23 protein-coding genes and 1 pseudogene are annotated in these 21,756 nt (G+C 71.5%); 10 read left to right on the top strand and 14 right to left on the bottom strand.

The window, feature by feature from the left end:
- The first annotated feature begins 5 nt into the window (after window positions 1-5).
- From MVG78_RS18590 to MVG78_RS18580, 3 genes and pseudogenes are all read left to right on the top strand, one after another.
- Window positions 6-1,199 carry a glutathione S-transferase C-terminal domain-containing protein gene (locus MVG78_RS18590; RefSeq protein ID WP_247555070.1) on the top strand — a complete coding sequence of 398 codons (1,194 nt, stop codon included), beginning with the start codon at window positions 6-8 and terminating at the stop codon, window positions 1,197-1,199.
- Window positions 1,196-1,864 carry a glutathione S-transferase family protein gene (locus MVG78_RS18585; RefSeq protein ID WP_247555069.1) on the top strand — a complete coding sequence of 223 codons (669 nt, stop codon included), beginning with the start codon at window positions 1,196-1,198 and terminating at the stop codon, window positions 1,862-1,864. The genes MVG78_RS18590 and MVG78_RS18585 overlap by 4 nt, the downstream gene beginning before the upstream one ends.
- Window positions 1,861-2,462, top strand: a pseudogene (locus tag MVG78_RS18580) (histidine phosphatase family protein). Before MVG78_RS18585 ends, MVG78_RS18580 begins: the two are co-directional and overlap by 4 nt.
- 67 nt (window positions 2,463-2,529) lie before the next feature.
- Here the strand turns inward: MVG78_RS18580 and MVG78_RS18575 are convergent.
- Window positions 2,530-2,943 (bottom strand): hypothetical protein, encoded by a 414-nt coding sequence (locus MVG78_RS18575; RefSeq protein ID WP_247555067.1) that lies wholly within the window; start codon window positions 2,941-2,943, stop codon window positions 2,530-2,532.
- Window positions 2,944-3,056: 113 nt separating this feature from the next.
- Window positions 3,057-3,479: an OsmC family protein gene (locus MVG78_RS18570; RefSeq protein WP_247555065.1), complete on the bottom strand. Its 423-nt coding sequence runs from the start codon at window positions 3,477-3,479 to the stop codon at window positions 3,057-3,059.
- Between the two features lie 247 nt (window positions 3,480-3,726).
- Between MVG78_RS18570 and MVG78_RS18565 the strand changes: the two genes are divergently transcribed.
- The 5 genes from MVG78_RS18565 to ychF all read left to right on the top strand — a co-directional run bounded on the left by MVG78_RS18565 (window position 3,727) and on the right by ychF (window position 8,058).
- Window positions 3,727-4,362 (top strand): 50S ribosomal protein L25/general stress protein Ctc, encoded by a 636-nt coding sequence (locus MVG78_RS18565; protein ID WP_247555063.1) that lies wholly within the window; start codon window positions 3,727-3,729, stop codon window positions 4,360-4,362.
- Window positions 4,363-4,374: 12 nt separating this feature from the next.
- Window positions 4,375-4,962: an aminoacyl-tRNA hydrolase gene (gene pth / locus MVG78_RS18560; protein ID WP_247555061.1), complete on the top strand. Its 588-nt coding sequence runs from the start codon at window positions 4,375-4,377 to the stop codon at window positions 4,960-4,962.
- Between the two features lie 186 nt (window positions 4,963-5,148).
- On the top strand, window positions 5,149-6,153 hold the full coding sequence (locus MVG78_RS18555) for a sterol desaturase family protein (RefSeq protein ID WP_247555054.1): 1,005 nt from the start codon (window positions 5,149-5,151) through the stop codon (window positions 6,151-6,153).
- Window positions 6,154-6,332: 179 nt separating this feature from the next.
- Window positions 6,333-6,731 carry an arsenate reductase (glutaredoxin) gene (arsC, locus tag MVG78_RS18550; RefSeq protein WP_247555044.1) on the top strand — a complete coding sequence of 133 codons (399 nt, stop codon included), beginning with the start codon at window positions 6,333-6,335 and terminating at the stop codon, window positions 6,729-6,731.
- 232 nt (window positions 6,732-6,963) lie between these two features.
- Window positions 6,964-8,058, top strand: coding sequence for a redox-regulated ATPase YchF (gene ychF / locus MVG78_RS18545; RefSeq protein WP_247555024.1), 1,095 nt, complete (start codon window positions 6,964-6,966; stop codon window positions 8,056-8,058).
- A 129-nt stretch (window positions 8,059-8,187) separates the two neighbouring features.
- Here the strand turns inward: ychF and MVG78_RS18540 are convergent, their stop codons facing one another.
- Together MVG78_RS18540 and MVG78_RS18535 are read right to left on the bottom strand one after the other, a co-directional pair.
- Window positions 8,188-9,675: an ATP-binding protein gene (locus MVG78_RS18540; RefSeq protein ID WP_247555009.1), complete on the bottom strand. Its 1,488-nt coding sequence runs from the start codon at window positions 9,673-9,675 to the stop codon at window positions 8,188-8,190.
- A gap of 214 nt (window positions 9,676-9,889) precedes the next feature.
- On the bottom strand, window positions 9,890-10,789 hold the full coding sequence (locus MVG78_RS18535; RefSeq protein WP_247554993.1) for a branched-chain amino acid aminotransferase: 900 nt from the start codon (window positions 10,787-10,789) through the stop codon (window positions 9,890-9,892).
- A gap of 146 nt (window positions 10,790-10,935) precedes the next feature.
- Between MVG78_RS18535 and MVG78_RS18530 the strand changes: the two genes are divergently transcribed.
- Together MVG78_RS18530 and MVG78_RS18525 are read left to right on the top strand one after the other, a co-directional pair.
- Complete coding sequence (locus tag MVG78_RS18530) at window positions 10,936-11,601, top strand: MarR family winged helix-turn-helix transcriptional regulator (RefSeq protein WP_428480696.1); 666 nt, start codon at window positions 10,936-10,938, stop codon at window positions 11,599-11,601.
- On the top strand, window positions 11,598-12,296 hold the full coding sequence (locus MVG78_RS18525; protein ID WP_247554974.1) for a response regulator: 699 nt from the start codon (window positions 11,598-11,600) through the stop codon (window positions 12,294-12,296). The genes MVG78_RS18530 and MVG78_RS18525 overlap by 4 nt, the downstream gene beginning before the upstream one ends.
- Window positions 12,297-12,351: 55 nt before the next feature.
- Here MVG78_RS18525 and MVG78_RS18520 read toward each other — a convergent pair whose 3' ends face one another.
- The 10 genes from MVG78_RS18520 to uvrC form a co-directional block, all read right to left on the bottom strand.
- Window positions 12,352-13,533 carry a M20 aminoacylase family protein gene (locus MVG78_RS18520; RefSeq protein WP_247554951.1) on the bottom strand — a complete coding sequence of 394 codons (1,182 nt, stop codon included), beginning with the start codon at window positions 13,531-13,533 and terminating at the stop codon, window positions 12,352-12,354.
- 418 nt (window positions 13,534-13,951) lie between these two features.
- Window positions 13,952-15,334, bottom strand: a complete 1,383-nt coding sequence (locus tag MVG78_RS18515) for an MFS transporter (RefSeq protein ID WP_247554948.1) — start codon at window positions 15,332-15,334, stop codon at window positions 13,952-13,954.
- Window positions 15,335-15,524: 190 nt separating this feature from the next.
- A complete protein-coding gene (locus tag MVG78_RS18510) occupies window positions 15,525-16,199 on the bottom strand; it encodes a GntR family transcriptional regulator (protein ID WP_247554929.1) in 675 nt (224 codons plus the stop codon).
- 64 nt (window positions 16,200-16,263) lie between these two features.
- A complete protein-coding gene (locus tag MVG78_RS18505; RefSeq protein WP_247554926.1) occupies window positions 16,264-17,478 on the bottom strand; it encodes a hypothetical protein in 1,215 nt (404 codons plus the stop codon).
- A 146-nt stretch (window positions 17,479-17,624) separates the two neighbouring features.
- Complete coding sequence (locus MVG78_RS18500; protein ID WP_247560523.1) at window positions 17,625-18,053, bottom strand: molybdenum cofactor biosynthesis protein MoaE; 429 nt, start codon at window positions 18,051-18,053, stop codon at window positions 17,625-17,627.
- A 60-nt stretch (window positions 18,054-18,113) separates the two neighbouring features.
- Entirely contained in the window at window positions 18,114-18,368 is a 255-nt protein-coding gene (gene moaD, locus MVG78_RS18495; RefSeq protein ID WP_428480695.1) for a molybdopterin converting factor subunit 1, read from the bottom strand.
- A gap of 24 nt (window positions 18,369-18,392) precedes the next feature.
- Window positions 18,393-18,872, bottom strand: coding sequence for a hypothetical protein (locus MVG78_RS21640; RefSeq protein WP_282615025.1), 480 nt, complete (start codon window positions 18,870-18,872; stop codon window positions 18,393-18,395).
- A gap of 53 nt (window positions 18,873-18,925) precedes the next feature.
- Window positions 18,926-19,084, bottom strand: a complete 159-nt coding sequence (locus MVG78_RS21635) for a hypothetical protein (RefSeq protein WP_282615024.1) — start codon at window positions 19,082-19,084, stop codon at window positions 18,926-18,928.
- A 78-nt stretch (window positions 19,085-19,162) separates the two neighbouring features.
- Window positions 19,163-19,771, bottom strand: coding sequence for a CDP-diacylglycerol--glycerol-3-phosphate 3-phosphatidyltransferase (gene pgsA / locus MVG78_RS18485; RefSeq protein ID WP_247554923.1), 609 nt, complete (start codon window positions 19,769-19,771; stop codon window positions 19,163-19,165).
- A gap of 16 nt (window positions 19,772-19,787) precedes the next feature.
- The gene (gene uvrC, locus MVG78_RS18480; RefSeq protein WP_247554904.1) at window positions 19,788-21,692 is read right to left on the bottom strand and encodes an excinuclease ABC subunit UvrC; all 1,905 of its coding nucleotides are present in this window, start codon (window positions 21,690-21,692) and stop codon (window positions 19,788-19,790) included.
- Window positions 21,693-21,756: the final 64 nt, after the last annotated feature.

Raw genomic sequence — 21,756 nt, 5'->3', positions numbered from 1 at the left:
ATTCCATGCAGAACGACGCGCATCTGCGGCAGCCGATCGCGGAGCAGGGGGTCTATCCCAAGCCCGTGGGTTCGCGCGGCGTGGCGATGGTGGATGCGGAGGACATCGCGGGCGTCGTCGTCGCCGAGTTGCGCCGGCGGGACGCGGCGGAGGAGCCGCTGCCGCGCGAGGTGCTGGAGATCCCCGGGCCGGAGGCGCTGACCGGGGGCGTGATCGCGGCGGCCTGGACGGAGTTGCCGGGGCGGATGCCTGGCTGGATGACCCATGACATGCGGCGGATGTCCGGGCGCTTCCAGGAGGACGGGATGACCGCGGCGTTCCGGCCTGCCCCGCTGGCCGGGCGCGGCCCCGGACGTGGCGGGGCGGGGTGCCGCGCCTGGGTGTTGCAGGAGCGTGAAGGCGTGGTTTCGTGCCGGGCGGGGCCTTGCGCGGGCTGGCGCCGCCGCCGATGCTCCGCGCCACGGGCCTTGGGGGTGGCTGGCGGGGCCTGTGGTTCCGCAGGTCCTCCCAGGCCGATGGGGGAGGTGGCCATGCCGCGCCGCTGGCGCGGGGCCGCCCGGGAAATGGAGCCCGACATGAAGTTCTACTACTCGCCCGGCGCCTGCAGCCTCGGCATCCACGTGATCCTGGAAGAGATCGGCAAGCCCTATGAGGGCGTGGTGGTGTCGCTGAAGGAACAGGCGCAGATGAAGCCCGAGTTCCTGGCGGTGAACCCGAAGCACAAGGTGCCGACGCTGCAGCGGGAGGACGGTTCCGTGGTGACGGAGTGGCCGGCGATCGCGCTGTGGCTGGCCGGGTCCAACCCGGAGACGGCGCTGTGGCCGGCGGAGCTGGAGGCGCAGGTGCGGGTGCTGGAGCTGGTGGACTATGTCTGCGGCACGGTGCATCCGCAGGCCTTCTCGCGCATCTTCGGCCCGGCGCGCTTCGCACCCAGCGAGGCGGACCATCCCAAGGTGCTGGAGACGGGCAAGGCGAATGCCGAGAAGTATTTCGCCACGCTGGAGAAGGGCTGGAAGGGCGGCGACTGGGCGCTGCCCTCCGGGTATTCCGTGGCGGATGCGGCGCTGTTCTTCGTCGAGTACTGGTGGGTGAAGCGGCTGGGCCACCAGCTTCCGCCGAAGCTCGCCGCGCATCTGGAGCGGATGCTGGCGCGGCCGGCGGTGAAGCGGGCGCTGGAGGCCGAGGGGCTGGCGGCGTGACGCTGGCGGCGGGCAGCGGGGCGGGGGGTGCGGCGCCCCCGCGCCTTGTTCTCTGGGGTGCGCGGGGGACCACCTCCACCATCCCGCATCTGCTGCTGGCGGAGGCGGGGGCGGCGTTCGAGACGCGTTTCCTGAGCCTGAAGGACGGGGAACAACGGCGGCCGGACTATCTGGCGGTGAACCCCAAGGGCGAGGTGCCGGCCCTGGTGGTGGGGGACAAGGTGGTGACAGAGATCCCGGCCATCTGCGTCTTCATCGCGGAGACGCATCCGGCGGCGGGGCTGCTGCCGTCCGATCCGCTGGAGAAGGCGCTGGCGCTGTCCTGGCTGCAATGGTGCTCCTTCCGGCAGGCGCAGGGCTTCTTTCCGGCCTTCATGCCGCAGCGGTTCATCGAGGGCGAGACCGAGGCGGCGAAGCTGCGGGCGGCCTCGGTCGGGCGTGTGGCGGAGGCGATGCGGCAGGCCGGGGAGGCGCTGTCGCGGAGTGGCGGCTATCTGGGTGGCGAGCGGCCGGGGCTGGCGGACTACTACCTGTTCATGCAGGAGCGCTGGGCGGTGCGGGCCTTCAGGCTGGACCTGCCGGAGGAGTGCCGCGCGCATTATGCCCGGATGGCGGCACGGCCGGCGGTGGCGCGGGTGATGGAAGCGGAAGGGCTGGAGGCATGACGGAGGTTTCGGGCGCGGTGCCGGGGCGCCGCGTGCCCTTCTGGTTCCTGCGCCATGGCGAGACGGACTGGAACGCGCGCGGGCTGAGCCAGGGCAATGTGGACATCCCGCTGAACAGCGTGGGCGTGGAGCAGGCGCGGCGCGCGGCGCTGGCCCTGACGGAGCCGGGCGAGGGGCGGCGGATCGTCTCCATCGTGGCCTCGCCGCTGGGGCGGGCGCAGCACACGGCGCGGGTCGTGGCCGAGGCGCTGGGGCTGGACTTCTCCACCGACGAGGAACTGCGCGAGGTCGGCTTCGGCGTGCAGGAAGGCCAGCCGATGGCGGAGTGGTTCGACGACTGGGTCGAGGGGCGCTTCACCCCGGAAGGGGGGAGAGCTTCGCGGCGCTGCGGACGCGCACGGTGCGGGCGATCGACCGGGCGCTGGCCCTGCCGGGGCCGGTGCTGGTGGTGGCGCATGGGGCGCTGTGGCGGGCCTTCCGCCAGGCGGCCGGGTTGCCGGCGAATGTACGGACGCCCAACGCGCTGCCGCTCTGGGTGGAGCCGCCGGCGGGCGGGGGCGGTGCCTGGCGGTTCACCCCGGCCGATCTGGCGGGGTAGGGACGGGGGTTCCGGAGGGGGCATCTTCTGGTCCCCTCCCCGCAAAGCGGCCCCGTTCCGCGCGGGGTCAGTCCAGGCTGATGGACAGCCGGAAGGGCTCGGCATAGGCACCGCGGGCGAGCTGGCCGACGCGGATCTGGTAGGTGCGGCGCTCGGTGCGGAAGGTGACCTCGCGCCGGTCCTCCGCGATGCCCGGAACGTCCAGGACGACGTTCGGGGAGGCGGCGAGGCGGAAGCTGGCCGTCCGGTTCGGGGCGGTGGTCAGGGTGTAGCAGAGCATGTCGCGGGGCGGGGCCATGCCGGCGATCTCCGTGCCGTTCTGGCCACGCTCGAAGCGGACGACCTGGCAGGCGGGGGCCGCCCCGGCGGGGCGCGGCGCGGCGAGGGGAAGCAGGGCCGTGGCGGCCAGGGCGGCCGCGACGGCGGTGGGCCGGCCGGGATTGCGCTGGCGGGTCCGGGTGGACGGGCTGGGGCGGAACAAGGGTGGGCGGCTCCCTCTGGCTGTCTCCTGTGGCGCAGAGAAAGAGAGCCACCCGGGCCGGACGTCAACCGCTGGCGCCCGCCCGGGCGGCGAGATTGATCAAGCCAGATGGGTCAGGCCAGGCTGGCGTCGAGGCTGATCTCGGCCGTCATCAGCCTGGAGACGGGGCAGCCGGCCTTGGCCCTGGCGGCGAGTTCCTGGAACTTCGCCTCGTCGATGCCGGGGATCTTCGCCTTGAGGGTCAGGCGGACGGCGGTGATGGCGAAGCCGTCCGGCTGCTTGTCCAGCGTGACCTCGGCCTTGGTGGCGAGTTCGTCCGCCTTGAAGCCGGCCTCCCCCAGGATGTTGCTGAGAGCCATGGAGAAGCAGCCGGCATGGGCAGCGCCGATCAGCTCCTCCGGGTTGGTGCCGGGCGTGTCGCCGAAGCGGGTGTTGAAGCCGTAGGGCTGGTTCTTCAGCGCGCCGCTCTCGGTTGAGATGGTGCCCTTGCCGTCCTTCAGGCCGCCCTGCCAGACGGCCGATCCATGCTTCTTCATGCGTCGCTCTCCTTCGGAGGATGGGTGGGGCGGCTGGCCCGCCGCTGCCTTGCAAGCGGGCCGGGACGGGGGAGGTTTCCTCAGGACGCGCGACGCTGCCGGGAGGGGGCCTCCCGGCGCGGGGGCGGCACCCATGCGGAGTGCGGCGTTGCGCGGGCGGGACGGCTGGGCTAGGAGGGGCGCGCACGCTGGCACCCCTGGAGGCCGGCGCGCGATCCGTTTCACGACATTTCTAAGGATTACGGCCATGGTCCAGACCATCCGGATCGAAGCCGAGGCGCGCGAGCAGGCAGGTAAGGGGGCGGCACGCGCGACCCGGCGGGCGGGACAGGTTCCCGCGGTGATCTACGGCGCGAAGCAGGAGGCGGCGCTGATCAGCCTCGACCCGCGCGTCGTGGTGAAGGAGCTGCAGAAGGGCGGCTGGAAGTCGCACCTCTATGAGGTGGCGGTGGGCGGCCAGACCGTCCGCACGCTGATGCGCGACGTGCAGTTCCATCCGGTGACGGACCAGCCGCTGCATGTGGACTTCCAGCGCCTCGCCCCGGGGCAGAAGATCCGCGTCATGGTGCCGGTGGCCTTCCTGAACGAGGAAAGCGCGCCGGGCATCAAGGAAGGCGGCACGCTGAACGTCGTGCGCCGCGAGATCGAGGTGCTGTCCGATCCGGACTCCGTGCCGGAAGCCTTCGAGATCGACGTGGCCGAGGGCACGATCGGCGACACCTTCCGCTGGTCCAGCGTGAAGGACAGCTTCGGCACCGAGGCGGTGCTGGGCCGTGACTTCGTGGTGGCGACGCTCGCCCCGCCGACGGTCGAGGAAGAGGTGGTGATCGCGGCGCCCGCGCCGGCGGCCCCCGCCGCCCCGGCCAAGAAGGGCAAGAAGTAAGGAACCGCTGCGGTGCTGCTGTGGGTGGGCCTGGGCAATCCTGGCCGGGAACATGCGCGGCAGCGCCACAACATCGGTTTCATGGCGCTGGACGCCATCGCGCGCCGCCACGGCTTCGGGCCGTGGCGGAGCCGCTTCAAGGGCGAGGTCGCCGATGGCACCATCGCCGGGCAGCGGATCACGCTGCTGAAGCCACAGACCTATATGAATGCGAGTGGCCAGTCGGTGCAGCCGGCGGCGGCCTTCCACAAGATCCCCCCCGCCGATGTCTGGGCCTTCCATGACGAGCTGGATCTCGCGCCGGGCAAGGTGCGGGTGAAGAAGGGCGGGGGTGCGGCCGGGCATAACGGGCTGCGCGACATGCAGCGGGCCTTCGGCAGCCCGGATTTCTGGCGGGTGCGGCTGGGCATCGGGCATCCGGGGATGAAGGAGCGCGTGCACGGGCATGTGCTCGGCGATTTCGCCAAGGTCGATACCTGGGTGGAGCCGTTGCTGGACGCGGTGGCCGATGCGGCGCCCCTCCTGGCGCAGGGCCGGCCTGAGGAGTTCATGACGAAGGTGGCGCTGCTGACCCAGGGGATGGACAAGGGGGCGGCATAGCGGCGCAAGGGGCTGCCCTGGAGCTGCTTCCTGGTGGGTCGGGCGACGGTGCGTCCCGGCGGTTGCGGGGGCCGGGTTGGCTACAATTCGGCGGAAAGTCCTAAAATTTCGTCATCTTCCGTTGAGATGGACGCAATCGCGACTGCGCGATCTTAACCATCTCGCAACTGCACAAAGGCTGCTGGCATGGCGTTCGAGGGAAGCTGGCCGGCGCTGGACTATGTGCTGCGCCATGCGCTGACGGGGGGCGGCCTGCTCGTCCTGGTCAGCTGGAGCAGCATGGTGCTGGGCGCGGTGGTGGCCTATGTCTTCCAGACGCCTGGGGAGTTGCGGAAATCGCTGCGCGGCTTCCTGCGCTTCTGCTTTCCGGCGGAGATGTTCCGGCATCGCTCGGTGCGGGTCGATGTGGTGTTCGTCGCCGTCGCCTGGGTGATCGACAAGCTGCTGATCGTGCCGGCGCTGCTGTCGAATGGCGTGGTGACCTTCGCCGTCTGGTCCGCCATGCAGGGCGTCTTCGGCGCGCGGGAAGGCGGGGAGCAGGGCTGGTGGAGCTGGGCAGCGCTGCTGGCCGGCTCCATCGTGTTCCAGGATTTCGTGAACTTCTTCCGCCACTACCTGGAGCACAAGGTTCCGGCCCTGTGGGAATTCCACAAGGTGCATCACAGCGCCGAATTCCTGGTGCCGCTGTCCAACCGCCGGCAGCATCCGGGCGAGCGCTTCATGGAACTGATGAGCGGGGCCGTGGTGGTGGGCGCCTTTGTCGGCGTGGCCTGCTACCTGCTGCGCCTGCCGCCGACCGAGACGGTACTGATGGGGATGGACGCGTATTTCCTGTGTGACGTTCTGTCCTTCTACCAGCTCCGCCACTCGCATATCGCGCTCTCCTTCGGGCGGTTCGAGCGGTATGTGATGAGCCCGGCGCAGCATCACCTGCACCACAGCTGCGAGGTGCGGGACTGGGACGTCAATTTCGGCACCTTCCTGGCTGTCTGGGACCGGTTGTTCGGCACCTTCCGGCCCACCGATATGCAGTACCGCTTCCGCATGGGGCTGGGGCCGGAGGAACAGGGGCGCTACGACAGCGTGCCGAAGCTGCTGGCGGCGCCCTTCCTGGGGCTGTGGCGGATGTTCGGGCCGCGCGGGCGGGTGGCGCCGGAGCCGGTGGCCGGGTCCGTGGAAGGTGGGGACTGACGCATCGGGGCTGGGCTTTGTCCCGGCTGCTGCGCCTGTGGCCCCGGGGGAGAGGCGGCGCCTTTCCTCGGGGGGGCCAGGGACCGTGGCGCGGATGGGGCGTTCCGTCGGGGCGCGATCCGTTTTATCGGTGGGCGGGATGCCGGCCTGGCCGGCGCTGTTTCCGGGAGGGACCTGCCTTGTCCGCCGCCGCTGCCCCCGATGCCGACGAGGGCGTCACCATCTGGCACAACCCCGCCTGCGGCACCTCGCGCAAGGTGCTGGCGGCGATCCGCGCGGCCGGGATCGAGCCGCGCGTGGTCGAGTACCTGAAGACGCCGCCCTCGGCCGAGGAGATCCGGGACGCCTGCGCGCGGATGGACATCGCCCCGCGCAACCTACTGCGGCGGAAGGCGCCGGAATTCGCGGTGATGGAGCTGGACCAGCCGGGGCTGTCCTCCAGGGCGGCGATCGAGGCGATGGTGAAGGCGCCGGCGCTGATCGAGCGGCCGGTGGTGCTGGCGCCGGGCGGGGCGCGGCTTTGCCGGCCGGCGGAACTGGTGGCGGAGATCGTGCCGGGGGCGGTGGTGAAGGGCTGAGGGCCTGCGCCGGGCGCGGATCGGAGGCGGCGGGCCTTACCGCTGGCCCTGCGGGCGCGGGCGGCGTAATGGCTGTGGCCGAACGGGATTGGCCCCGGAGGGGATACGCGACGGGATGCGTGGCGCGGCAGGTCGCGCCCGCCCGCATGGGCGGCGTCCTCTGGGCGATGCCCTTCTGGGCGATGCCCTTCTGGGCGATGCCCTTCTGGGCGATGATTGAGAAAGACGGATCATGGGTTTCAACTGCGGCATCGTCGGGCTGCCGAATGTGGGCAAGTCCACGCTCTTCAACGCGCTGACGCAGACGGCGGCGGCGCAGGCGGCGAATTATCCCTTCTGCACCATCGAGCCGAATGTGGGGCGGGTGGCGGTGCCGGACCGGCGGCTGGACGAGCTGACGCGGGTCGGCAAGTCGCAGAAGACGGTGCCGACCAGCCTGGAATTCGTGGACATCGCCGGGCTGGTGCGCGGCGCCTCGCGCGGGGAGGGGCTGGGCAACCAGTTCCTGGCGAATATCCGCGAGGTGGATGCCATCGTGCATGTGCTGCGCTGCTTCGAGGATGGGGACATCACCCATGTCGAGGGCAGCGTCGATCCGATCCGCGATGCGGAAACGGTGGAGACGGAGCTGATGCTGGCCGATCTCGACAGCCTGGAGAAGCGGCTGGGGACGGCGCAGAAGAAGGCGAAGAACGGCGACAAGGAAAGCGTGGCCTTCGTGGCGCTGGCCGAGCCGATCGTGGCGGCGCTGACGGAAGGCCGGCCGGCGCGCACGGCGGTGCCCAAGGGGCAGGAAGAGGCGGCGGCGCGGCTGCAGCTGATGACCACCAAGCCGGTGCTCTATGTCTGCAATGTCGAGGAGGGTTCGGCGGCCACCGGCAACGCGCATTCGGCGCGGGTCTTCGAGCGGGCCGCCGCCGAGGGGGCCAAGGCAGTGGTGGTCTCGGCCGCGATCGAGGCGGAGATCAGCCAGATGGCGGCCGCCGACCGGGCGGAGTTCCTGGAGAGCCTGGGGCTGGAGGATAGCGGGTTGGACCGCATCATCCGCGCCGGCTACGAGCTGCTGGGGCTGATCACCTATTTCACCTGCGGGCCCAAGGAGGCGCGCGCCTGGACCATCACGCGCGGCACCAGGGCGCCGCAGGCGGCGGCGGTGATCCACAACGACTTCGAGCGCGGCTTCATCGCCTGCGAGACCATCGCCTATGAGGATTATGTGGCGCTGGGGGGCGAGCAGGGGGCGAAGGAGGCGGGCAAGATGCGCGTCGAGGGCAAGGAGTACGTCGTGAAGGATGGCGACGTGCTGCTTTTCCGCTTCAACGTCTGAAGCGGCGGGGCGCCGGCCGGCATTGCACCGGTGTCCAGCCCCGGGAAAAGCTGGACCGGCGAGGCGCTTTTCCCCGGGGGAATCAGAGGCGCTGTAGCCGCGGCAGGTCAGGGAAAGGCGCTGCCGGTATCAGGCCGGCAGGCGGATGCGGGCGCGGAGGCCGCCGAGGGGGCTGTCCTGCAGGATCACGTCGCCGCCATGGGCGCGGGCGATGTCGCGGGCGATGGCGAGGCCCAGGCCCGTGCTGTTGCCCGACAGGGTGGCGAAGGGCTTGAAGGCTTCCTCTCGCTGTTCGGGCGGGATGCCGGGGCCGTCATCGTCCACGATCACCTGCGCCCAGTGCTCGTCCACCCGTTCCACTGTCAGGGTGATGCGGCCGGCATGCTTTCGGGCATTGTCGGCGAGGTTGGCGATGCAGCGCCGCAGCGCGTCGCCGCGCGCGGGCAGGACCAGGCTTTCCGGCGCGTGCAGGGCCACGGCGGCGCCGTCGCGGCGGACCTTGGCGGCGACGTTCTGCGCCAGATCGACGAGGTCCACCGGCCCTGGCTTGCCCTCGACCTCGCCACGGGCGAAGGCGAGGTAGCCGGCGACCATGCGCTCCATCTCCTCCACGTCATGGGTGAGGTCGGCGATGTCCTGCTCGAAGCCGGGATCGTCCGGCGGGACGGGCAGCATGGCGAGCGCGAGGCGCATGCGGGTGAGGGGCGTGCGCAGGTCGTGGCTGATGCCGGCCAGCATGTCCGTGCGCTGGGCGACGAAGCGGCGGATGCGGGCATGCATGCGGTTGAAGGCGGTGGCGGCCTGGCGGACCTCGGTGGCGCCCTCGGGCTTCACCGGGCCCTGGTCGCGGCCCATGCCGAAGGCCTCCGCCGCGGCGGCGAGGCGACGCAGGGCGCGGACCTGGTTCTTCATGAACAGGGCGGCGATCAGGAAGAGCAGGGCCGAGGCGCCGACCAGCCAGATGACGAAGAGGTAGAGCGTGCCGGTGAAGAGGCGCTTGCGGGGCGCTTCCACGTGCAGCACGCCATCGGGGAGCTGGACGCGCACGATGACGCTGCGCGGGTCGCTCTGCCAGTCGGCGTCGAAGCGCAGGAGAAGGCGTTCGCGCAGGGCCTGCTGCAGGTCCTCCTCCAGCGGCAGGAGGGGGAGGGAGGCGGTGCGCGGCTGGTCGCGGCTGGACAGGATGGCGCCGGGTTCGAAGGCCATGGAGAGGTCGAGGCGCCAGGCGGCCTCGCGGAAGATCCAGCTCGTGTCCGAGCCGGGCGGAGCGTGCTGGATCATCTCGACCACCATGCCGATCTCGCCCGCCAGGCCAGCGGCGAGGCGGCGGGAGATGACGTCGAGATGGTTGCCGTAGAAGAGTTGGAGGGCGATGCCCTGGAGCACCAGCATCGGCACCAGCACGATCAGCAGGGCGCGCCCGAGCAGGCCGCGCGGCACCAGGGCGTGCATCCAGCGCCGGAGCCGGCCCATCGGCACGGGCCGGCCACGGCGCGGGGCGGGCGGCGTGGCGGGGAGACTGGCGGGGTCGGCCTCGCCACGGCGGAGCTCGGCAAGGCCGACGCTGTGAGGGGGCAGGGCGGAACCCGGGGGAGCCGGGTGAGGGGCGTCGGCCATGTCTGCTGTCCCTCCACGAGATGGTCCTGGCGGCCCCGCCCCGGATCGTCCGGCTGGCGGGCCATCGGCGATCCTGCCCCCCGGCATCCTGATCTGGCGCATAGCACAGCCCGGGCCGGGCTGCGTAGGCGGGACTGTGCGGCCTCGTGCCGGTCCGCCGCGCCCGGATGGAGCGGGGAGGGCCGGTTCCCGCCGCTGGCCTTCCCCGGGGCTGTCAACCCGCGAGGCGGCGGACCTCCTCCGGGGGCATGCGGACCAGCTTCTCGTAGTCGGAGAGCAGGGTCTCGGTGATCTGGCCGGGGGTGTAGCTGTGTTCGCCGATGGCGCGGACCGGCGTCACCTCGGCGGCGGTGCCGGCCAGGAAGACCTCGGTGGCCCTGGGTAGTTCCTCGGCCCGGATGGTGCGCTCCACCACCTTCATCTGACGGTTCCGGGCGAGGCGCATCACCGTGCGGCGGGTGATGCCGTCCAGGAAGCAGACGGGGGTGGGGGTGTGCAGTTCCCCATCGAAGACGAAGAAGGCGTTGGCGCCGGTCGCCTCGGCCACGTCGCCCTTGAAGTCGAGCATCATGGCGTCGTCGAAGCCCTCGGCCTCCGCCGCGTGCTTGGACAGGGTGCCGATCATGTAGAGGCCGGCGGCCTTGGAGGCGGTGGGGGCGGTGTCCGGGGCCGGGCGGCGCCACTTGGCCATGCCGAGTCGGACGCCCTTCATGCGGTTCGCGCCGAACAGGTTCGGCCAGCCCCAGCAGGCGATGGCGAGGTGGATCTTCGTCTGCTGGGCGGAGACGGCCAGCATCTCCGAGCCGCGCCAGGCGACGGGGCGGATATAGGCCTCGGTATGGCCGTTGCGGCGCACGGTCCCGATCGTGGCGGCGTCGATTTCCTCGGCCGTGAAAGGGATCTCGAAGCCGAGGAGGCGGCCGGACCGGATCAGGCGGTCGGTGTGCTCGCGCAGCTTGAAGATGTTTCCGGCGTAGCAGCGCTCGCCCTCGAAGATGCTGGAGGCATAATGCAGGCCGTGGGTCAGGACATGCAGCTTCGCGTCGCGCCAGGGGAGGAACTCGCCATTCATCCAGATCCAGCCGTCGCGGTCATCGAAAGGCATCAGAGACATGTTTGAAATCCCTGGATCGTGTTTTTGAAATAATATTGCGCAACAAGGCGGAAACTAGACCTTTGATTCGTTTTGTGTCAACAAACCTGACCAAACATGGAGTCATGCCCGCCATGCCTGACGGGCTCCCGGGAGGACATTCCGCCGTGAAGGAGAAGACATCCGTCTCCGCCGGCCGCGAGCATCTCTTCCTGCGCGAGGAGGAGCTTCGCGCGGCGCAGGACCTGCTCTTCTTCGGCTACCGCGACTTCACCGCGGGGGCCGATGCCATGCTGGCCGAGATCGGGCTGGGCCGCGCGCATCATCGCGTGCTGCATTTCGTCGGCCGCCGGCCCGGGCTGACGGTGGGCGAGCTGCTCACCATCCTGGACATCACCAAGCAGTCGCTGGGCCGCGTCCTCACCCCGCTGGTGGAGGGTGGCTATATCGAGCAGGCGACGGGCCGGGCCGACCGGCGGCAGCGGCTGCTCAGCCTGACGGAAGCGGGGCGGGCGCTGGAGCGGCGGCTCTTCGAGCGGCAGCGGGAGACGGTGATCCGAGCCTATCGCGAGGCCGGGCCCGCCGCCGTGGACGGGTTCCGCCGCGTGATGCAGGGGCTGATGGCCCCGGCCACGCGTGGCCTGGTCGAGCGGGTCGCCATGGGCGCGACCGAGGCGGCGGGGCCGCGTGGGAATGCCATGGGGCACCCCGCGGGCGCCATGGCCCGGCCGCCTGCCGGGCCACCCGGGGGGCCATCCGGGGTGCCGTCCGGTACTGCGCCGGGGGCGCCGCCCGGGGGAAATCCAGGGGGACAGCCGGGGGTGCGCCGATGAGCGAGCAGCCGCACCTGCTGGTGGTGGACGACGATCCGCGCCTGCGTTCCCTGTTGCAGCGTTTCCTGGCCGAGCAGGGCTTCCGCGTCTCGGTGGCGGGGGATGCGGCGGCGGCGCGGCAGGCGCTGGGCGCCATGGCCTTCGACCTGCTGGTGCTGGACGTGATGATGCCGGGCGAGACCGGGCTGGAGCTGGTGGAATCGCTGCGCCGCGACGGGCAGGAGGTGCCGGTGCTGATGCTCACCGCCGCCGGGTCGCCGGACGACCGCGTGGCGGGATTCGAGCACGGGGCGGACGACTATCTCGCCAAGCCCTTCGACCCGCGCGAGCTGGTGCAGCGGGCGAAGGCCATCCTGCGGCGCGTCGCCGTCCCGGCGCCGGCGGCGCATTCGCTGGTGCCGGTGCAGCTCGGGTCGCGCTGGTTCGACCCGGAGCGGGGCGAGTTGCGCGGGGCCGATGGCGTGCTGCGGCTCACCGGCGGGGAGGCGGCGCTGCTGACCGCCCTGGCGGGCCGGGCCGGGGAGGTGCTGTCGCGCGAGGAGATCGCCGAGGCGCTGGGCACGCCGGATGCCGGGGAGCGGGCGGTGGATGTGCAGGTGACGCGGCTGCGCCGGAAGATCGAGCCGGACCCGAGGGAGCCGCGCTTCCTGCAGACGGTGCGGCACCGGGGCTATGTGCTGCGGCCGGGGAGCTGAGCCGGCGGGCGGGGCGCCGTGACGAAAGCCGCCACCCCGCCCCGCCTCGCCGCGTTCAGCCGAGTTCCTGTTCCACCAGCGCGGCGAGGTAGCCCGCGCCGAGCGGCAGAAGGTCGTCGTTGAAGTCGTAGAGCGGGTTGTGGACGGGCGTGGCGCCGCGCTCGCCATCCTTCTGCCCGAACATCAGATAGGCGCCGGGGACGCGTTCCAGCAGGAAGGCGAAGTCCTCGCCGGCCAGGAGCGGGTGGCCGTCGCGGCGGACCCTGCCCTCGCCGAGCAGGGCGGCGGCGGCCTGGGCGGCGCGGTCGGTCTCGGCGGGGGTGTTGATGGTGGGCGGATAGGCGCGGCGGTAGCTGATCTCCGCCTTGCCGCCCTGGGCCTCGGCGGTGAGGGTGACGGCGCGGTGGAAAAGGGTCTCGACGCGGTCGCGGATCTCCGGCTTCAGCGTGCGGACGGAGCCGCGCAGCTCGACGGTCTCGGGGATCACGATATCCGAGGTGCCGCCATGGATCTGGCCGATGCTGATGATGGCGGATTCCAGAGCATCCACCTGCCGTGAGGGGATGGCGTTGAGCGCGTTGACGACCTGCGCCGCCATGGCGACGGTGTCGATGCCCTGCTGCGGGTGCCCGCCATGGGCGGAGCGGCCGCGCAGCACGATGCTGAAATAGTCGATCGCGGCCAGCGCCGTGCCGGTGAGCGCCTGTGCCGTGCCGAGCGGCATGTCGGGGCTGTTGTGGATTCCGTAGACGGCATCGCAGGGGAAGCGTTCCAGCAACCCGTCGTCGAGCATGGCCTTGGCGCCGGCGAGGCCCTCTTCGGCGGGCTGGAAGATCAGGTGGACGGTGCCGGAGAAGTTGCCGGTTTCGGCCAGGTACTTCGCGGCGCCGAGCAGCATGGTGGTGTGGCCGTCATGGCCGCAGGCATGCATGCGGCCAGGATTCCGCGAACGGTGGGAGAAGCCGTTGGCCTCCTCCATCGGCAGGGCGTCCATGTCGGCGCGCAGGCCGATGGCGCGGTTGCCGCCCGCGCCGGAGTTGCGGCCGCGCAGCACGCCGACGACGCCCGTTTTGCCGATGCCGCGATGCACCTCGATGCCCCATTCCTCCAGCTTCCGCGCCACGATCTCGCTGGTGCGGTGCTCCTCGAAGCCGATCTCCGGATGCGCGTGGAAGTCGCGGCGCCATTCGGTCATCTCGGGCTGCAAGGCGGCCAGGGCTTCGCGGGGCGAGGTCATGCGGGCGGACTCCTCCGGTGTGTCTTCCGAAGGGGAAGGGTTTCGCGGTGGGGCGTCAATCCGGTGGCGCTGCGCCGTGGCCGGAAAGGCGCCGCCTTTCCCCCAGACCCCCTATCCGCCAGGACGCCCAAGGGTCCCATGGGGCGCCATGGCCCCCATTCGTTGGCGCCTGCTGCGGCCAGATCACGCCGGAGAGCATGGCTCTCCGGCGACTGCCGGTGCCACCAGTGCGGAGAGGGGGTTTTTCTTCTTTTCGGGAGCCCCGCAGATCCACCTACGCCCGGGGATCAGCCAGCAGACTGACGGTAGCCACCGGTGCCAACGAAAGCCCGGGGACCGGGGACCGGCTTCGGTCCCCCATCCTGGTCATGGGCGGAGAGGGTCCGGGAGAGGCGGCGCCTCTCCCGGGGGCGGAGTATCAGGCGGTGGCCTTGCCCTCACCGCCGATACGCTCGATGCGGCCCATGAAGAGGAGGAAGACGAGGGCGGCGAGGATGCAGTGGGCGGCGACGAAGTAGAGGCCGATGCCGTAGCTGCCGGTGCTCGCGACGATGTAGCCGAAGACGATCGGCGTCACGATGCCGGCGATGTTGCCGACGCAATTGAAGACGGCGCCGGCGAGGCCGACGGCCTCCTTCGGCGCGGTGTCGCTGACCACGGCCCAGGTGCCGGCGCCGGCGGCCACGCCCTTGCCGAAGAAGGCGAAGGACATCAGGGCGATGACCATGGTGTTGCTGTCGGAGGTGGCGGCCAGCGCCAGGGTGGCGGCGGTGAGCATGCCGAGGATGTAGGGCGTCTTGCGGGCCCAGGTGACGGACCAGCCCATGCGGATCAGCGCGTCGGAGATGAGGCCGCCGCAGACGCCGCCGAGGAAGCCGAAGATGGAAGGCGCGACGGTGGCGAAGCCGGCGTTCAGGATGTCCATGCCGCGCGCCTGGACCAGGTAGATCGGGAACCAGGTGATGAAGAAGTAGCTGAGCGCGATGGTGCAGTACTGGCCGATATAGGCGCACCAGAGCATGCGGTTGGTGAGCAGGGCGCGGAAGGTGCCGCTGGGGCGGGCGGCGACGGGCGTGCCGATGGTGGCGTGGCGCTGCTGCGGGCTGTCGATATCGACCAGGGCGCCGCCCGCGATGATGTGGTCGAGCTCGGCCTGCGTCACCTTGGGGTGCCTGCGTGGCTCATGCATGAAGTGCTGCCACACGAAGAAGGCGACGAAGCCGATGGCGCCCAGCACGAAGAAGGGCCAGGGCCAGCCGTAGCGCGAGACCAGCCAGCCTGCGAGGGGCGAGAAGATGGCGACGGCGAAGTAGGAGGAGGAGGCGAAGATCGAGGTGGCGAGGCCGCGCTCGTCCTTGGGGAACCACATCACCGCGATGCGGCCATTGGCCGGGAAGGCGGGGGATTCGATGAATCCCAGGGCGAAGCGCAGGGTGAAGAAGAGCACCACGGCGGTGGCGGTGCTGACGCCGAGTTCGCCGATGAAGCCGATCACGAAGGTGGAGAGCGACCAGAGCAGCAAAGCGACGCCGTAGACGGTCTTGGTGCCGAAGCGGTCGAGCAGCAGCCCGCCGGGGATCTGGCCGACCACATAGGCCCAGCTGAAGGCGGAGAGGATGTAGCCGAGCTGGACGGCGGAGAGGCCGAATTCCTGCTTGATGCCGGAGCCCGCCATGGAAAGGATCGAGCGGTCGGCATAGGCGACGGTGGACAGGAAGAGGATCAGGGCGAGCAGCCAGTGGCGCACGCGGCTCTTGCGCGCGGCCATCACGGCGGGGGCTGTTGCGATCGTCTCGGACACGCGGTTCGACCTCCCAGGGGTCATGGGGCCGGTGCTGGCCCGGCCTGTTGGGGTGGATGCCCGCTGGAGTGCGGATCTGGTGGATGGACGGCGGGGCCGCGATGCGGGCATCTGCCTGGCCCTGGAGGGCCATCCCGGCGGCGCCGTGGGGTTGGGCGCCGGGCAGAAGCTCAGGAGAGGGGGCGGAGGCTCAGGCCGTTTCCTCCGGAAAGGCGACACGGAGCGAGCGGAGGGCATGGGCCTGCATCAGCTCCTCGGCACGGTCGGCCTCGCCCGCGGCGATAGCCTCGACGATGGCGGCGTGCTCGGCCTCGGCCTGGTGGAACTGTTCTTCGCCGCCCAGGACGCGGCGGCTGCCAACATGGAAATAGGCGCGCAGGGCCTGCAGGCTGCGGATCAGGAAGGCGTTGCCGGTGATGGCGTGCAGGGTGCGGTGGAAGCTGTCATTGGCCTCCGCCAGGGCGGCGGCGTCGCCCAGCGCCGTGGCGCTGCGGATGGCGGCGAGCCGGGCGCGCAGGGCGGCGATGTCGGCCGGGCTGGCGCGGCGCGCGGCGATACCGGTGGCGGCGCCTTCCAGCGCGGCGCGGATATGGCCGATCTCGGCGAGGCGGGCGGGGGTGAGTTCCGCGACGAAGGTGCCGCTGCGCGGGCGGCTTTCCACCATGCCCTCGCCCTCCAGGCGGCGCAGGGCCTCGCGCACGGGCTGTGGCGAGATGCCGAGCGCGGCGGCGAGGCTGCGCTCCGAGATCTTGCTGCCGGCGGCCAGGGTGCCGTCCACGATCGCTTCCCGCAGGCGCAGATAGGCGCGTTCCGCCAGGGGCGGGTCGTTGCTGGCGACAATGGTGGCGAGTGGCGCTTCCGGCATGCCTAACTGCGTATAGCAGTTGAGCAGGGGCAGCAACCGAATTCCGCAACGATGGGCTGGCGTGTCAGCGGGGTGGCGCTGCCTCCCGCTCCAGCTCCCGCCGGGGCTGGGCCAGGAGCAAGGCGGCGGCGGGGAGAAGCCAGGCGATGCGGGCGCCGTAGCGCTGGTGCGGCTTGCTGAGGGCGCCGGTGGCGAAGGCATTGGCGGCGAGGCCGAGGAGCACGCAGAGGGCCAGGGCGCGGCGCCGCGGATCGTGGCGCCAGCGCCAGAGCAGGAGGGGCATCGCCAGGGCGGCAAGGAGAAGCACGGGCGCCTGGAGGGGCAGGAAGGGCGCGGCGCGCTGGGGCAGGAGGCCGCGCATCTGGGCGGAATCCCCGAAGCGGCGGAACTCGGCGGGGGGAAAGCCGCTGGCGATGCGCAGGGCGAGGCCATCCCCGGCGGCGCCGCGCGGCAGGGTGTCGCCGATGCCGTTGGTGACGAGCTGCCGCGCCGTGTCGCGCAGGGCGTCGCGCAGCACGGCCAGGGGTTCCCGGCGCAGGGCCGCGGCGATGATCTCCCGTGCCTCGGGGGCCAGGAGGGTGCCGCCCAGGAAACGCGGATGGCCTTCCGCGTCGCGGTTCACGGGGCTGTCGGGTTCCCAGAGGAAGACGTCGCTGTCGGTGGGGAGGCGGCCTGCCCAGGCGCAGAGATACCAGCCTCGTTCGGGGCATTCCGCCGCGATGGTGCGGGCGGCGGGGCCGTTGGCCACGAGCCGGGCGAGCAGGAAGGTGCTGCCATAGGGGGACAGCGAGAGCCGGCCGTGACCGATGGCGTTGGTGAGCAGCAGCAGGGCGCAGGCGGCAAGCAGGGGGGCGGCGACGCGAAGGGTGGGGCGGAAGCGGCGGCGCAGCAGGAGGGTGAGGGCGGCCAGGGCGGCGGCCAGGGGCAGGTTCGACAGATGCGCGGCGATGGCCAGGGTGGCGAGGAGCAGGAGATAGAGAGCCTCGCCCCGGGATAAAGCGGGGCGGGCGAAGCCGAGCAGGAAAAGGGCGAGCAGGGCGGACGGGGTGAGGATGTCCGGCATCAGCAGGGCGGCGACCCAGGGAGCGCTGGTGAGCAGCGCCAGGGCCGCGGCAAGGAGGAGATGCCGGGCGGGGGTGGCGGTGCCGAGGGCGCGGGCGGCGAGCCAGAGCAGGTGGGACAGCATCAGCCCCTGGGCGAGCAGGGGGAGCCAGAGGGTCTGGCGCTGATGGAAGAGGTGGAAGAGGGGGCCGTAGATCCAGGGCTTGTCCCAGATCATCAGCGGGCCAAGCGTCTGGTGCAGGAAGGCGCCGGTGTCGCTGAAAAGGATCGGGTAGCCGTTGAGGAAGGCCGGCCAGACCAGGAGGAGGGCGCCGGCCAGGATGGCGGCGAGGGCGGGGGTGCGTCCCGGGGCGGCGGGCAGGCTCAGCGGCGCGGGTCCGGCGGGCTCCAGCGTTCGGCCAAGGCGTCGTCCTCCGCCTTGGCCTCGACCCAGCGGGTGGTGCCGTCGGGGAATTCCTCGCTCTTCCAGAAGGGCGCGCGGGTCTTCAGCCAGTCGATCAGGAAGGCGCAGGATTCCAGTGCGGCCAGGCGATGGGCGCTGGCGGTGAGGACCAGGACGATGGGCTCGCCGGGCAGGAGGCGGCCCACGCGGTGGATCACCGTGGCGCCGAGCAGCGGCCAGCGGCGGGCGGCTTCCTCGCGGATGGCGGCGATGGCGGCCTCGGTCATGCCCGGATAGTGCTCCAGCGTCATGGCGGCGAGGCCGGAATCGGCGCGGCAGAGGCCGGTGAAGGAGGCGAGGCCGCCGATATCGGCGCGGCCTTCCGTCAGCAGGGCGGTCTCGGCGGCGATGTCGAAAAGGGCCTCGCCGACCGCGACGCGGCCCGGGAGCGGGGGGCGGCCATGGCGCGGTCAGCCGCCGGTCACGGGGGGGAAGAAGGCGACCTCGTCGCCGGGGGCGACAGGGTCCTCCGGGCCGCGGAATTCCTGGTTCACCGCGGCGCGGATCTGCTTCGGCTGGGCGAAGGCGGCGGCATGACCGGGCGAGCGCGTGGCGAGCCAGCGCATCAGGGCGCCGACGGTGGCGGCCTCCGGCGGGGGCTCGACCTCCTCGGTGGCCAGGCCGGTGCGCTGGCGTACCCAGGCGAAGTAGAGGACGCGGATCACGGCCAAGGGGTCACGGGTTGAGGGTCATTGCTGGTCGGGCACGATCTGCGGGCTCTGTCCGGGCACGGTGATCACGGTGGAATTGCCCTGCCGCGTGGCGGTGCCGCTGGCGCCGCCGGGCCGGGTGATGCCCTGCACGCTACCCGTGCCGCCCGTGGTGGTATTGGGCACGCCGTCCGGGGTGAAGATGGTGCGGCCGTCCTCGCGCGGTGCCGGCGGGGTGGCGGGGGCGCCGGGCTGGGCAGGGATGCTGAGCTGCCCGGGCTGGTAGGGCAGGGGCGGGGCACTCAGGTTGTCCGGTGGAGTGGTGCTCGGGCGGCGCGAGGGCAGGGTGGTGCCCGGCGGCGGGTTGCGCGGATTCGGCGCGGCGGAGGGCGGCAGGCCCGGGCCGGGCTCGCTCAGGTCCGGCAGGCGGGGCTGCGGGGCGCGGCCACGTTCCCGGGCGGCGCGTTCCAGGGCCGGGGAGGTGACATCCTCACGGAAGGTGTCGCGGTTCGGGTCCATCAGCGTGGCGCGCTCGGGCTCGGCATCCGGCCAGACATTGCCGGCTTCCGGCGTCAGGGGCGCCAGCGCGGGCTCCTGTCCCCGGATTGCTCGGCGGTGGCGCTGTCCGGGGCCACCAGGGCCGGGCGGCGGCCGAAAGGCGCGACGAGCCCATCCGAGCAGCCGGCCAGCGCCAGGGCCAGCAGGATGCACGAAGCCGGCCGCGCGATCATGGAATGCCGCATAAGACTCCCCCAGGACGAAGCGGGCGCAACATGCACCGGTGTCGGTAAGCGCTCAAGGGCGGGTGATCAGGAGCGGCCCCGCAAGGTGGCGGCGGCCTGGGCATCCTGTGCCCCGGCATGGCGAAGGCCGGAGATCATGTAGTCCCAGCCGGTGATCATGGTCAGGGCCGCCGCGACCCAGAGGCCGAGCTCCCCCAGCAGGGAAAGCGGCAGGATACCGAGGCCCAGGGCGCGGGCGCCGCTGTCGCCCGCCAGGAGGACGCCGAGGGCGCCCATCTGGAAGCCGGTCTTCCACTTGGCGAGGCGGGTGACGGGCATGCCGACGCGCAGGCTGGCGAGATATTCGCGCAGGCCGGAGACCAGGATCTCCCGCAGCAGGATGACGATGGCGGGCAGCAGGCCGAGGGGGCTGAGCCGCCCGAGTCCGGCCAGGAGCATCAGGGCGGCGCCGACCAGGAGCTTGTCGGCGATCGGGTCCAGCATCCGGCCGAAGGCGGAGGTCATCTGCCGGTCGCGGGCGATCTTGCCGTCGAAATAGTCGGTGATGGCGGCGATGGAGAAGACCGCGCAGGCGGCCACGTCGCCCCATCCACCGCCGCCATAGGCGAGCAGGACGAGCAGGGGAACCGCCGCGATCCGCGACAGCGTCAGGAGGTTGGGCAGGTCCGTCGGCATGGCGTCGGGGGATCTTCTACCCGGCTGTTTCGCGCGGCGCCACTGCGCCGGGATGGAAGTGCTCGTAGATGCGGCGCGCCATGGAGGGGCCGATGCCGGGGGCGTTCTCCAGATCCTCGAGTCCCGCGTTGCGGACGCCGCGGACGGAGCCGAAATGGTTCAGCAGGCGGCGCTTGAGCGCGGTGCCGACGCCGGGCACCTCGTCCAGCTCCGATTTCACCAGCGCCTTGGAGCGGCCGGCGCGGTGTGTGGTGATGGCGAAGCGGTGCGCCTCGTCCCGCAGGCGCTGGAGGTAGTAGAGCACGGGATCGCGGGGCGGGAGCTGGAAGGGGGCGTGGCCGGTGCGGTGGAACCATTCGCGGCCCGCGTCGCGGTCCGGCCCCTTGGCGACGGCGACCAGGGGGACGTCGTCCACGCCCATTTCCGCCAGGATGTCGCGGGCGGCGTTGAGCTGGCCGAGTCCGCCATCGATCAGCACAAGGTCGGGCCACGAACCCTGCTCGCGCTCCGGGTCCTCCTTCAGCGCGCGGGCGAAGCGGCGCTCGAAGACCTCCCGCATCATGGCGAAGTCGTCACCGGGCGTGACGGGGCCCTTGATGGAGAATTTGCGGTAGGCGGGCTTGATGAAGCCGCCGGGGCCGGCGACCACCATCACGCCATAGGCATTGGCGCCCTGGATGTGGCTGTTGTCGTAGATCTCGATGCGTTCCGGGATGGAGGGCAGGTCGAAGATCTTCGCCACGCCTTCCAGCAGGGCGGTCTGGGCGGTGCCCTCGGCCAGCTTGCGCTCCAGAGCCTCCCGCGCATTGGTGGCGGCGTGGTCCACGGCGGCGCGCTTGTCGCCGCGCTGGGGGCGGTGGATCTCGACCTTGCGGCCGGCCTTGAGGGCGAGGGCCTCCGCCAGCAGGGCGGGCTCCGGGATGTCGTGGCTCAGCAGCACCAGGGGCGGGGGCGGCAGGTCGTCGTAGAGCTGGGCCAGGAAGGCCTCCAGCACCTCGCCGGGCGGGATGTCCTGCCGGGCATGGGAGGGGAAGAAGGCGCGGTTGCCGTTGTTGCGGCCGCCCCGGAAGAAGAAGACCTGCACGCAGCACTGGCCGGCGGCCTGGTGGACGGCGACGATGTCGGCATCGCCCACGCCCTCCATGTTGATGCGGTCGCGGCCCTGGACATGGGTCAGGCCGCGGATGCGGTCGCGGATGGCGGCGGCGCGCTCGAATTCCAGGGCCTCGGCGGCTTCCTCCATCTCGCGGGCCAGCTTCTTCTGGATCGAGGGGGTCTCGCCGGAGAGGAACTGCTTCGCCTGGCGGGTGAGGTCGGCGTAGTCGGCCTCGCTGATCCGCCCGACGCAGGGGGCGGAGCAGCGGCGGATCTGGTGGAGCAGGCAGGGGCGGTCGCGGTTCTCGAAGACGCTGTCGCGGCAGGAGCGGAGCAGGAAGACGCGCTGCAGCGCGGTGAGCGTCTGGTTCACCGCCCAGGCGGAGGCGAAGGGGCCCCAGTAGGAGGCGCCCTTGCGGCGTTCCCCCCGGTGCTTGCCGATCTGCGGGTAGGGGTGGTCCTCGGTGATGACCAGCCAGGGATAGGACTTGTCGTCGCGCAGGACGATGTTGAAGCGCGGGCGGAGCTTCTTGATCAGGTTGGCTTCGAGCAGCAGCGCCTCGGCCTCGGAGGCGGTGGTGATCACCTCCAGGGAGCGGGTCTCGAAAACCATGCGCTTCAGCCGGTCCGGCAGGCGGGCGACCTGGGTGTAGTTGTGGACGCGTTTGCGGAGCTGGCGGGCCTTGCCGACATAGAGGGCATCGCCCTTGGCATCGAGCATGCGGTACACGCCCGGCGAGAGCGGCAGGGTGGCCAGGGCCTTCTCGATGACCTCGCGGCCTTCCATGGGGGCGAGGGGGGCGGATTCTTCGTGGGCAAAGGCCATGGCGCGCGACGGGTCCGGTGGTTGCGGGTTATCCCCGGAAGCTGTGGATAAGCCCGTGGATGAA

Source organism: Roseomonas gilardii subsp. gilardii, from assembly GCF_023078375.1.
Classification (GTDB): domain Bacteria; phylum Pseudomonadota; class Alphaproteobacteria; order Acetobacterales; family Acetobacteraceae; genus Roseomonas; species Roseomonas gilardii.
This window is presented reverse-complemented; position numbering and strand designations above follow the sequence as displayed.